Origin of the sequence: uncultured Brevundimonas sp. (genome assembly GCF_937863155.1) — a bacterium.
In the GTDB taxonomy this organism is placed as follows: Bacteria; Pseudomonadota; Alphaproteobacteria; order Caulobacterales; family Caulobacteraceae; genus Brevundimonas.
In genome coordinates, this window is sequence record NZ_CALMFB010000029.1 from 1 (window position 1) to 11,814 (window position 11,814).

The 11,814-nt window shown below is 70.0% G+C and carries 10 protein-coding genes; 4 read left to right on the forward strand and 6 right to left on the reverse strand.

What is annotated here, in order from left to right; translation table 11 throughout:
- The 3 genes from Q0581_RS05125 to Q0581_RS05135 all read right to left on the reverse strand — a co-directional run.
- A partial coding sequence (locus tag Q0581_RS05125) for a HAMP domain-containing protein (RefSeq protein ID WP_298698218.1) occupies positions 1-1,565 on the reverse strand: 1,565 nt, incomplete at its 3' end.
- The gene (gene dusB, locus Q0581_RS05130) at positions 1,562-2,617 is read right to left on the reverse strand and encodes a tRNA dihydrouridine synthase DusB (protein ID WP_298698220.1); all 1,056 of its coding nucleotides are present in this window, start codon (positions 2,615-2,617) and stop codon (positions 1,562-1,564) included. The genes Q0581_RS05125 and dusB, both read right to left, overlap by 4 nt.
- 40 nt (positions 2,618-2,657) lie before the next feature.
- Positions 2,658-3,077, reverse strand: a complete 420-nt coding sequence (locus Q0581_RS05135; protein ID WP_298698222.1) for an MAPEG family protein — start codon at positions 3,075-3,077, stop codon at positions 2,658-2,660.
- A gap of 93 nt (positions 3,078-3,170) precedes the next feature.
- Here Q0581_RS05135 and Q0581_RS05140 point away from each other — a divergent pair, with 93 nt between their 5' ends.
- Entirely contained in the window at positions 3,171-4,313 is a 1,143-nt protein-coding gene (locus Q0581_RS05140; protein WP_298698223.1) for a bifunctional 2-C-methyl-D-erythritol 4-phosphate cytidylyltransferase/2-C-methyl-D-erythritol 2,4-cyclodiphosphate synthase, read from the forward strand.
- On the opposite strand, the gene Q0581_RS05145 is transcribed toward Q0581_RS05140, so the two are convergent.
- Complete coding sequence (locus Q0581_RS05145) at positions 4,303-6,576, reverse strand: fused MFS/spermidine synthase (RefSeq protein WP_298698224.1); 2,274 nt, start codon at positions 6,574-6,576, stop codon at positions 4,303-4,305. The two genes, Q0581_RS05140 and Q0581_RS05145, sit on opposite strands and share 11 nt — an antisense overlap.
- Positions 6,577-6,667: 91 nt before the next feature.
- Between Q0581_RS05145 and Q0581_RS05150 the strand changes: the two genes are divergently transcribed.
- Positions 6,668-7,156 carry a CinA family protein gene (locus Q0581_RS05150; RefSeq protein ID WP_298698226.1) on the forward strand — a complete coding sequence of 163 codons (489 nt, stop codon included), beginning with the start codon at positions 6,668-6,670 and terminating at the stop codon, positions 7,154-7,156.
- The gene (locus Q0581_RS05155; RefSeq protein WP_298698228.1) at positions 7,153-7,383 is read left to right on the forward strand and encodes a sulfurtransferase TusA family protein; all 231 of its coding nucleotides are present in this window, start codon (positions 7,153-7,155) and stop codon (positions 7,381-7,383) included. Before Q0581_RS05150 ends, Q0581_RS05155 begins: the two co-directional genes overlap by 4 nt.
- Here the strand turns inward: Q0581_RS05155 and Q0581_RS05160 are convergent.
- The gene (locus tag Q0581_RS05160; RefSeq protein WP_298698230.1) at positions 7,349-8,287 is read right to left on the reverse strand and encodes a YihY/virulence factor BrkB family protein; all 939 of its coding nucleotides are present in this window, start codon (positions 8,285-8,287) and stop codon (positions 7,349-7,351) included. The two genes, Q0581_RS05155 and Q0581_RS05160, sit on opposite strands and share 35 nt — an antisense overlap.
- A 144-nt stretch (positions 8,288-8,431) precedes the next feature.
- On the opposite strand from Q0581_RS05160, the gene Q0581_RS05165 reads away from it, so the two are divergent.
- On the forward strand, positions 8,432-9,745 hold the full coding sequence (locus Q0581_RS05165; RefSeq protein WP_298698232.1) for a GGDEF domain-containing protein: 1,314 nt from the start codon (positions 8,432-8,434) through the stop codon (positions 9,743-9,745).
- 3 nt (positions 9,746-9,748) lie between these two features.
- Here the strand turns inward: Q0581_RS05165 and mfd are convergent.
- Positions 9,749-11,814: transcription-repair coupling factor (gene mfd, locus Q0581_RS05170; RefSeq protein WP_298698234.1), on the reverse strand; the 2,066-nt coding region annotated here is incomplete at its 5' end.

Consider the following 11,814-nt stretch of genomic DNA (forward strand, 5'->3'; position numbering starts at 1 on the left):
GGCGTCAGCGGGTTCTTGATCTCGTGGGCGATGCGGCGGGCCACGTCGCGCCAGGCGGCGTTCCGCTGGGCCGTAACCAGCCGGGTGATGTCGTCGAAGGTCAGCACCATTTCGCCGCCCAGGCCGCCCTCGATCCGCACGCGCAGGCGCCGCGTCTCGCCCTCGCGGCTGACGTCGATGTCTTCTTCGATATGGGCCTCGGCGCGGCCGACCAGATCGGCCAGTTCCGGCGACACCTTGGCCAGGGCCTTGCCGTGCAGGTCCGCTTCATCGATGGCCAGCAGTTGGCGCGCGCTGTCGTTAATGGCTGAAATCCGCCCGCGACGATCCAGGCCAATCACGCCGGCGCTGACGCCCGACAGCACCGTCTCGATGAAGCGGCTGCGGGCCTGGGCCTCGTCGCTGGCCGCCCTCAACGCCTCCTGCTGCGCCTGAAGATCACCCGTCATTCGATTGAAAGCATTAGACAAGACGGCGATTTCACCGGGATCCTTGGCGGCGTCCACGCGGGCGCTCAGATCCCCGCCGGCGACCTGGTCGGCCGCCTTCACCAGCCGCGCGATCGGGGCCGATATGGCCCCCGCCGCCGACAGGCCCAGCCACACCGCCCCCACCAGCACCAACAGGGCCGTCTCCAGATAGGACAGGGCGAAGGCGGCCTGGATGCGGGTGCGGCTTTCCTGCGCCTCGCGATAGGCCTGGATCGAGTCTAGGCTGTTGCGCATCTGGCCGATCAGGCCCGGCGCCAGCGGCCGTACGACATACAGATAGGCGTCGCCATATTCGGGCAAGGGATAGACCGCGCGCACGACGTCGGGGCTTTCGGTCACCTCGACCGGAACGGTTTCGCCCTCGGCCGCGATCTCGAACGCTGACCGGGGCGCAGCCAGATAGGGCGGCGCCGCCGCCGTTTCCCCGCGCGCCAGCACCTGGCCGTCGCTGGTGACGATATAGACGGCGGGATAGCCGAAGAATTCCGCGATCTGGGTCAGAACGCCGGTGAACTGTATGCGGTTGTCGAAGGCGGGACGGATGCCCTCCAGTTCGACGGTCATGGCCTCCAGATCCCGCTCCATCCGGCCGCCGACGTCGGCGACATAGGCCCGGCCGATATCGGCGCCGTTCTCGACCGCCGAACGCACATTGTCGCTGAACCACTGATCGACGCCGCGATTGACCAGGACGCCGAACACCAGGGCGATCAGGATCGCCGGCGCCAGGGCCACGGCCGAGAAGACGGTGACGAACCGCAGATGCAGACGCGCGCCCGCATCCTTGCGATCGCGCACCAGGGCCAGAACCCGCCGCGCCGCCACGGTCGCCAGCCCGATGATGACCACCAGATTGGCCATCAGGATCAGCAGCACCGCCTGGCTGGCCTGGGCCCGCGCGCCGCCGGTCGTATCGCCGGGCGCCACCGCCACCAGCCAGATCGCGGCGCCGGTGACCAGGACGGCGACGACATAGGCCACGCCAAAGGCCGTCTTCAGACGGTCGGCGGCCAGCCGCGCCCAGCGCAAGGCGCGGGGTTTTTCAGCGTCCAGGACGGCGGGCGTGGCGGTCATGCCACGGCAGCTTCTCCTGCCTGTGGCGATAAATCAACAGGCGAGTGTCCCGGCCGCGACACAACGCCGGTCCACAGGGCGGCCAGGGCCGTTCCCACCGCTTCGACCGTGTCCAACCTGCACAGTTCCGCCTTGGCGCGGCGGCGATCCAGCGGATCGGCGGGCCAGGGCGCCTGTTCGACATACCAGCCCAGATGCTTGCGGAACATCTTCAGCCCCAGCGGCAGGCCGTAGAAGGCGGCCGAGGCCCGCAGATGCTCGATCACCAGGGCCAGCCGCGCCTCGGGCCCCGGCTCCTGAAGCGCGGTTCCATCCGCCAGCGCCCGCTCCAGATAGGCCGGCAGCCAGGGCCGTCCATAGACCCCGCGCCCCAGCATCAGGGCGTCGGCGCCCGAGGCCGCCAGGGCCGCGCGCGCGTCCTCGGCCGTGACGATGTCGCCATTGACGATGACGGGGATGGACACGGCCGCCTTGACCTCGCCCACCGCAGACCAGTCGGCGGCGCCGGTGTAGAATTGCTTGCGCGTGCGGCCATGCACAGTGACGGCGGCGACGCCGGCGGCCTGGGCCCCCCGGGCGATGTCCGGGGCGTTACGGCTGGTCTCGTCCCAGCCCAGGCGCATCTTGACGGTGACGGGCCGGGTCACGGCGCCGACGACGGCGTCGATGATCCGCAGCGCCTGGTCCGGCGTGCGCATCAGGGCCGAACCGCAGGCGGCGCCGGTCACCTCCTTGGCCGGGCAGCCGAAATTCAGGTCGATGATGTCGGCGCCCGCCGCCTGGGCCATGCGTGCGCCCTGGGCCATCTTGTCCGCATCGGCGCCGACCAGCTGGATCACCGTCAGGGGCAGGCCCGCCCCCACCGCCGCGCGCCGCACCACATCGGGCCGCCCGCGCGCCAGCTCGGCCGAGGCCACCATCTCGGTCGCGACATAGGGGGCGCCCAGCCGCGCCGCCAGCAGACGGAACGGCAGGTCGGTGATCCCGGTCATGGGCGCGGCCAGCACCCGGCCGGGCACGGTCACGTCGCCGATCTGAAGGCTGCGGCTCATGGTCCGGCAAATAGGGCGCCGGGCGCCCCGGGTCCACGCCTCAGACGATGGCCAGCGCCGTGCGCACCGCCAGCACGCCCAGAACCACCGTCGCCACGGTGAAGACCAGGAAGCGCAGCATGATGATGTTAACCGTCGCCTGAATCAGGCTGTGCAGCAGCCGCAGGCCGACATAGGTCCATGCCAGCAGGATCGCCGTCTGATCGGCCACGCCGCCCACCGCCGTGACCAGGGCCGTGGCGTAGAAGATGGTCGGCTGCTCCATCAGGTGATTGTAGTTGTCGGCCTTCCACCGCACATGCGGCGGCAGGGCGCCGGTCAGGGCCTCCTTCGGCTGGGTCGGGTCCAGCTTGATCTTGGCCTTCACCATCGCCGGCAGACGGGTGGCGTACAGCCACAGCCACATCACCAGCGACCACAGCACCAGCGCCATCACCGGCGCCAGGATGGTTGTGTTCATGAATCTGTCCTCCCCGCCGCCAGCCTCGCCTCGCCCCCGTGCGTTGTCAAACAGGACCGAGACAGGCCGGGCGCGGGCGGCTAGAAGCCCCGCATGAGCTTTTCCGCCGTCATCGTCGCCGCAGGATCAGGCCGTCGCGCAGGCGGCGCGAAACAGTGGCGCGCCCTGGGCGGGCGGCCCGTCGTCCGCTGGTCGGTGCAGGCCCTGCTGGAGGCGGGCGCGCAAGAGGCCGTGGTGGTGATTCCCGAGGGCGCGGACGATGAGCTGGCGGCGGCGCTGGACGGTCTGAGCGGCTGGCGCGGGGTGGTCGGCGGGGCGACGCGGGCGGCCTCGGTGCGCGCCGGCCTGGCGGCCCTGACGTGCGGGCCGGACCAGCCGGTACTGATCCATGACGCGGCGCGGCCGCTGCTGGACCGGGCGGTGATCGGACGGCTGCTAGAGGCTCTGGAAGGGGCGGACGGCGCCCTGCCCGGCCTGGCGGTGGCCGACAGTCTGCGACGGGCAGACGATGGCGCCGTGGGCGACAGCGTGGCGCGCGACGGCCTGGTGCGCGCCCAGACGCCCCAGGCGTTCCGCCGACAGTTGGTCGAAGCCGCCCATGCCGCCTGGACCGGCGCCGAGCCGCCCACCGACGAGGCCGAGGCCGTGCGCGCCGCCGGCGGGCGTGTGGCCGTGGTCGCGGGCGACCCCCGCCTGATGAAGCTGACCTATGCTGAGGATTTCGCCATGGCCGAGGCCCTGATCCCCCGTCGCACCCATGTGGGCCTGGGGTTCGACGCCCACCGCTGGGGACCGGGCGGCGCGGTCTGGCTGTGCGGGGTCGAGGTGCCGCACGATCAGACCCTGATCGGCCATTCCGACGCCGACGCGGGGTTGCACGCCCTGACCGACGCCATACTGGGGGCCATCGGCGAGGGCGATATCGGCGACCATTTCCCGCCCACCGACCCGCAGTGGAAGGGCGCGTCGTCGGACCGTTTCCTGAGCCACGCGGCCGGTCTGGTCGCGGCGCGCGGCGGGGTGATCGTGCATGTGGACGTGACCCTGATCTGCGAGCGGCCCAAGGTGAAGCCGCATCGCCAGGCCATGCGCGAACGGATCGCCGCCCTGCTGGACCTGCCGCTTCAGGCCGTCAGCGTGAAGGCCACCACGACCGAGGCCATGGGCTTCACCGGCCGGGGCGAAGGTCTGGCCGCCCAGGCGGCGGCGACGGTGGAGCTTCCCGTCACCGCCTGATGTGCCGCCACAGCGAGCCGATCAGATTGACATAGTCGTCGGTCCACGGCCGCACGTCCGTTTCCTGAAGCTGGTTCCAGCGGCCGTCGGCGCGATAGGCCGCCAGCCCCGCCTCGGTCGGCGACAGGATCAGGGCCTCGGTCGAGGCCTCGGCCATTTCGGGCGCATCGGTGCTTTCGCGATAGATCTGGTGCAGGGCCGGGACCTTCAGCGCCTGGGCCGCCGCCTGGGCCGGCAGGGTGATCTCCAGATTGCGGTTCGACAGGTGCAGAACCACCACGCCGTCGGGCTTCAGCAGGTCCAGATACAGCTGGATCGCTTCCTGGGTCAGCAGATGGGTCGGCACGGCGTCGGACGAGAAGGCGTCGATGACCAGAAGGTCGTACGTCCCCCTGCCCTCCTTGCCCAGCGTCAGGCGCGCATCGCCCAGGACGGTGCGCACCGGCCCTTCGGCGCAGTCCGAGATGAAGGTGAACCACTGCGGATCGCGCGCCAGCCGGTCGACCAGGGGGTCGATCTCGAAGAAGGTCAGGGTGTCGGACGCGCGCTTGTATCCGGCTAAGGCGCCGGTCCCCAGGCCGACCACGCCGATCACGGCGCCTGGCTTCTGGCGCTGGGCCAGGGCCGCCTGACCGATGGGGGTCGAGGGGGCGTAATACAGGGTCGGCAGACAGGCGTTGGCGCCGTTGCGCGGCTGGGCCCCATGCAGGGTGGTGCCGTGCATCAGCACATGCACCGGCCCGCCCAGGCGCGGATCGTTGGTTTCGGCCACCTTCATCACGCCGAAGAAGCTGCGTTCCGACAGGCGGGCGTCATAGCCGCGCGCGATATAGTGGGACGTCAGCGCCATGGCCGCCAGCAGGATGACGAAGGCCGGCGGCCGGTCCCGCAACAGGAAGGCGCCGATGGCCGCCCCGCCCAGGATGGTGATGGTCAGCTGCTGCATGTCCCAGTCGACCATGCGGTTGAAGGCCCAGGCCAGGTCCCAGTCCGCCTGGAACACCGCCGACAGCACGGCCGGCGACACGGCGATCAGCAGGGCGGCGACAAAGCCGATGATCTCGCGCCGCTGAACCGGATCGCGCCGCCACGGCCGCGCCAGCCCGACCAGCACCAGCACCAGCGGATACTCCCACACCGTCTTGAAGATCACCGGCGCCAACAGGGCCGTGAACGCCCCGCCGACCACCCCGCCCAGCGACAGCAGCAGATAGAATTCTGTCAGCCGGTCCGGCGCGGGCCGCCGCTCGGCCAGCAGCTGGTGGCACATCAGGGCGGTGAAGAAGAAGGTCGCCAAATGGATGGCGAAAAGCATGGGCCAGAAACCGGTGCGGAACGCCACCAGCATGATGCAGGCCGCCGCCAGCGCCCCCTGGATCGACAGGGTCAGCCAGAGCGGAAGGGCCGGCCGGGTCTGGAAGGCGATGACGAAGGTCAGCAGGTACAGCGCCAGTGGCACGACCCACAAAAAGGGCGCCGAGGCCACGTCGGTCGACAGATGGGCGGTGACCCCCAGCATCAGGCTGGACGGCGCGGCGGCCAGCAGCACCAGCTTCAGCTTGTCCATCCAGGCGATGGGCGGGCTGACGGCCAGGGGCGGCGGCTCCTCGGCCGCATCGCGACTGCGCCAGACGACCACCGCCAGGGCGGCGACCATCAGGATGAAGACGCCATAGCCGACGCTCCAGCCGCCGCGCTGACCGCCCAGGGTCGCCAGCGGCTCGATCAGCAGCGGATAGGCCAGCAGGGCCAGGAAGCTGCCCAGGTTGGAGGCGGCGTAAAGGACATAGGGGTTCTGGCCGTCCGCATGACCGGCCCGCACCCGCGCATACCAGGCCTGCAACAGCGGCGCCGTGGCCGACAGCACGCCGAACGGCGCCCCCACCGACAGGGCCAGGGTGGCCAGAAGCCAGCCGATCGGCGCGCCGGGGTCCGGCTCGCCCAGCAGCCCGCTGATCTGAAGCGGCAGGAACAGGGCGGCGGCGACCAGCAGGGCCAGGTGCACCCCGACCTGAATGCGGATCGAGCCGATCCTCTGAAGCAGGTGGGCATAGGCGTAGCCGCCCAGCAGCGCCGCCTGGAAGAAGACCATGGAGGTGTTCCACACCGACGGCGATCCGCCCAGCATCGGCAGCACCAGCTTGGCCACCATCGGCTGGACCACGAACACCAGCGAGGCCGAGGTGAAGATGGCCAGGGCGAACAGAGCCGGCGTCAGGCGCGATCCCCGGCCGGGCGTGGCGTCCATGGCGGCGTCGGTCATTCAGTCCCCCTGAAGGCGGAAAAACCCGCGGCGCGGTCGACAGCGCCCGATGGGGGACGCTAGACCGACTCGCCTGTGTTGCGGATAGCCGATGTTTCCTGAAGAGATCGATACCCTGGCCCGCCGCGTCGTCGCCCGCGCGACCGAACGCGGCCTGATGATCGCCACGGCCGAAAGCTGCACCGGCGGCCTGGTCGCGGGCGCCCTGACGGCGGTGGCCGGGTCGTCGGCGGCGGTGGACCAGGGCTTCGTCACCTACAGCAACGCCGCCAAGATGCGGATGCTGGGCGTGGCCCAGGCGACGCTGGACGCGCACGGCGCCGTGTCGCGCCAGACGGCGCTGGAGATGGCGAACGGCGCGGTGGCGCAGTCGGACGCTCAGGCTTCGGTGTCGATCACCGGCGTGGCCGGACCCGGCGGCGGCTCGCCGGACAAGCCGGTGGGCCTGGTGCATTTCGCGGCGGCCGGGCCGGATGGGACGGTGCATGTCCAGCGGCGGTTCGGCGACATCGGCCGCGAGGCGGTGCGTCTGGCCAGCGTGCGTCAGGCGCTTCAGATGCTGCTGGAGCGGCTGGGGTGATCGTCGATGCGCGGGGGCACAGATGCCCGGTTCCGACCCTGCGACTGCGCAAGGCGCTGGAGACGGCGGCGCCGGGGTCGCGGCTGACCCTTTGGGCCACCGACCCCATGGCGCGGATCGACGCGCCCTATCTGATGCAGCAGCTGGGGGGCGAGGTTCTGTCCGTCGAAGAGACCGACGGCGTGATCGCCATCACCGTCGCGACGCCCGCCGCGCCGACAGGCTGACCACCTCGGCCGAGGCGTCTTCGTCGATGACCGGGGCGCCCCGCGCGCGCCAGGCGATCTCCATCTCGGTGGCGAAGGCCCCGCCATAGAAGATGGCGTTGACGTTCCACGACAACCAGATCAGCAGAACCACCACCGCGCCGACCGAGCCATAGGTGGCGCCCAGCTCCACGATCTTCTCGACATAGAAGGCGCACAGCCACGACGAGACGGTCGACAGCAGGGTCGCCACCACCCCGCCCACGATGGCGGGCGTCCAGGCAACGCGGGTGCGGTGGCTCATGGCGTAGCGGTAAAGCAGGGTCAGACCGACCGCCAGACCGACCGCCGGCAACAGGCCGTCGAACGGCAGGCCGCCGCCTGTGCTGGTCGCGCCGCTGGCCGCATTGCCGGCATGCAGCACCAGCCGCGCCGTCACCACCGCCCCTGACACCAGGGTGAACAGCGCAAAGGCGAACAGGGCCACGAAGAAGGCCAGCAGATTGAATTTGAAGAAGCCGTGCGGCTCGGTTTCGTCATGTATGAGATTAAGACCCGCCAGCAAGGCCTTGAAACCCCGGTGCGCCGCATAGCCGCCGATGATCAGGGCGAAGGCCGATTGGGCCGAAACGGCACGCGCCGACGTGGACGCCAGCCGCTCGATTTCGTTCAGGAAGATGGTGCGCGCCGCATGCGGCAGCACATCGGCCAGGGCCGCCGCCTGCTGGCTGACCGGGCCGATCGACAGGCCGACCTTATAGAGGCCGATCAGGATGGCGATGGCCGGAAACACCGCCAGCAGGGCGAAGAAGGACACGCCGCCGGTGTACAGCATCACGTCCCGGCCCCAGCTGCGCGCAAAGGCGCGCACGGCCAGGCGGCCCCAGAACGATGGCGTCGCCATCTCGCCGGTGGATGAATTCAACAGCCCGTCTCCCGCGCCCCACGCGATTCCCGCATCAAACGCTCATCAACAGCCGGACGCAACGCGCCATTGCATCCGAAAGCGCGCCGTCGTTATGGTCCGCCCGCTCGCGGCGAGAGTCGCCGTGATTGCTGGAGACCGCCCTTGCTGTCCGATCCGCGTATTCTGGTCGTGGCCGCGACCGACGATCGGGCCGACGCCCTGTGTCAGGGGCTGGACGCCCTGGGCTGGCGAACGGTGACGGCGCGGTCGGCCGCCTCGGGCGCCGCGACGCTGAAAGACCTGCCGCTGGAGGCTGCCCTGGTCGAGGTCGAAGGGCTGGCGCCGGGCGTGGTGACGGCCCTGCGCGACGCCGCCCTGCCCCGCCGCCTGCCCGTGATCGTGGTGGGCGCACCGGGCGCCGCCGACGCCGAAGCCGCCGATCTGGTGATGCGCGCCATGCCGCATCCGGCCCAGGCGGCCCTGCGGCTGGAGCAACTGTCGCGCGCGGCCATCGCCCAGGAAGAGTTCAACCTGCGCCGCCAGACCTTCGCCGCGCGCGAAGTGCTGCTGAGCGCCGACACCGAAACCGAGGCCCCTATCCGCGTTCTGGCCGCCGGCGCCGCTGACCGGCGCTTTCTGGCCCTGTCCAACGCCCTGACCGAACAGGGCGCCGAAGTGGTGGCCGCGCCGACCCCCTACACCGCCTTTGACTATCTGCACGAAAGCGCCTTTGACGCCGCCATCCTGTGGGGCGGCGAGGATCATGCCCCGGCCCTGTCCATCGCCTCGGGCATGAAGCGGAACACGCGCCTGTATCACATTCCGCTGGTGCTCTATCTGCGCGGCTCAGGCGAGATCAATCTGAGCGAGCTGTACAATCGCGGCCTGGCCGACGTCGCCACGGCCGAGACGTCGGAAGACGAAACCGCCGCGCGGGTTATGGGCCTGGCGCGCACCCATAGGCGCGATCAGGCGGTGCGCCGCGCTCTGGACGCCGTGCGGACCTCGGGCCTGATGGACCCGTCCACCGGCCTGTTCACGCCCGACCTGTTCGCCGCCCATCTGACGCGAGTGGCGCAGGGATCGCGGGCGCGCAAGCGCGCCCTGTCGGCCTGCGTCCTGCGGGTCGCCGACACCGAGGCGGTGCGCGCGGCGCGACAGGGCGGCTGGCTGGACCGCGCCATGCCGCAGATCGGGGCCATGGTGTCGCGCCTGGTGCGGGTCGAGGACACGGCCGCCCGCCTGGCGTCCGAGGTGTTCGCCCTGGCCCTGCCGGCCACGTCCGGCCCGGCGGCGCGACTGGCGGCCGAACGGATCGCGGCGGTGATCGGCTGCACCGCCTTCGACGCCGGCCCGGACCGTTCGCCCTTCGTGGTCGAGTTCGACGTGGGCTGCGCCGAACTGGGCGCCGACGTCAGCCCGGCCGCCCTGCTGGAGCTGGCCTCGGCCAATCTGACCCGCCGCGTCGAGGTTTGAAGATCAGGCCCCGGCCACCCGCGCCAGGTCGGCGGTGATGCGTTCGGCGACCTTCAGCCGGTCGTCGGGCGTGGGCCAGTCGCCCTTGACCACGATCTTCTGATCGGGGCGGATCTTCCAATAGGCGTGGTTCTTCTGGATCAGGCCGACCAGACCGACCGGATTGGGGAAGCGGTTGTCGCGCAGGGTCAGGACGGCGCCCAGCGGCCCGACGTCGATCTTCTCGATACAGGCGGTGCGGCAGTTGGCCTTGATCCCGACAATGCGCAGCAACTGTTTCGCCTCGTCCGGCAGGGGGCCGAACCGGTCGATCAGTTCGGCGGCCAGAGCCTCGCGGGCCTCCATCCGTTCGGCGTCGGACAGACGGCGATACAGGCTAAGACGGACGTTCAGGTCTGGAACATAAGATTCTGGAATCAGGACTGATGCCCCGACGTTGATGGCCGGCGACCAGCCGTGGTCCGGCGCGCCCTCGCCCGCCTCGCGCAGTTCGTTGACGGCGTCTTCCAGCATCTGCTGATACAGTTCGACGCCGACTTCGCGGATATGGCCCGACTGTTCGTCGCCCAAGAGATTGCCGCCGCCGCGCTGGTCCAGATCGTGACTGGCCAGCTGGAAACCGGCGCCCAGATTGTCCAGCGATTGCAGCACCTGCAGCCGCCGCTCGGCCGACAGGGTCATGGGCTTGTTCGGATCGGTGGTCAGATAGGCGAAGGCCCGCGCCTTGGACCGGCCGACGCGGCCGCGGATCTGATACAGCTGGGCCAGGCCGAACATGTCGGCGCGGTGGACCACCAGGGTGTTGGCCGTCGGGATGTCCAGGCCGGATTCGACGATGGTGGTCGAGACCAGCACGTCATACTGCCCGTCGTAGAAGGCGGTCATGACCTCTTCCAGCTGGGTCGGGCTCATCTGGCCGTGGCCGACGACGAATTTCACCTCCGGGACCTGTTCGCGCAGGAAGCGTTCGATATCCGGCAGATCCTTCAGGCGCGGCGCAACATAGTAGGCCTGGCCCCCGCGATATTTCTCGCGCAGCAGGGCCTCGCGCACCAGCACCGGCTCCCACGGCGTGACATAGGTCCGCACCGCCAGACGATCCACGGGGGGCGTGGCGATGATCGACATTTCGCGGATGCCCGAAAGGGCCATCTGAAGCGTGCGCGGGATGGGGGTGGCGGTCAGGGTCAGCAGGTGGACATCGGCCCGAAGGGTCTTCAGCTTCTCCTTGTGCTTGACGCCGAAATGCTGCTCTTCATCAACGATAACAAGGCCAAGATCGCGGAATCCGACCTGATCGCTCAACACCGCATGGGTGCCGACCACGATCTCGAAACTGCCGTCCTTCAGGCCCGCGCGGGTTTCGGCCGCATCCTTGGCGGTGACCATGCGCGACAGGTGGCGCACCTTGACCGGCCAGCCGGCGAAGCGTTCGGAGAAGGTCTTGAAATGCTGGCGCGCCAACAGGGTCGTCGGCGCGACGATGGCCACTTGTTTGCCGCTCATGGCCACGACGAAGGCGGCGCGCAGGGCCACCTCCGTCTTGCCGAAGCCCACGTCGCCGCAGATCAGCCGGTCCATCGGCTGGCCCTTGCCCAGATCCTCCAGAACGTCGCCGATGGCGTTCAGCTGGTCCTCGGTCTCCTCATACGGGAAGCGGGCGCAGAATTCGTCGAACAGGCCGGACGACGGGGTGATGGATTCGGTCGAACGCAGGGCGCGCTTGGCGGCCAGGGCGATCAGACCCTCGGCCATGGCGCGCAGCCGCTCTTTCGCCTTGGCCTTGCGCGCCTGCCAGCCGGCCCCGCCCAGCCGGTCCAGCTGGACCCCGTCGCTGTCGGTTCCATAGCGGGTTAGAAGGTCGATGTTCTCGACCGGCAGGAACAGCTTAGACTCGCCCGCATAGAGGATTTCCAGGCAGTCGTGCGGCGCCTGCTGGATGTCGAGGGTGCGCAGGCCCTCATAGCGGCCGATGCCGTGGTCCAGGTGCACCACCAGGTCGCCGGCGGTCAGGGCCGAAGCCTCGGCCAGGAAGTTGGACGCCCGCCGCTTGCGCTTGGGCCGCGCCA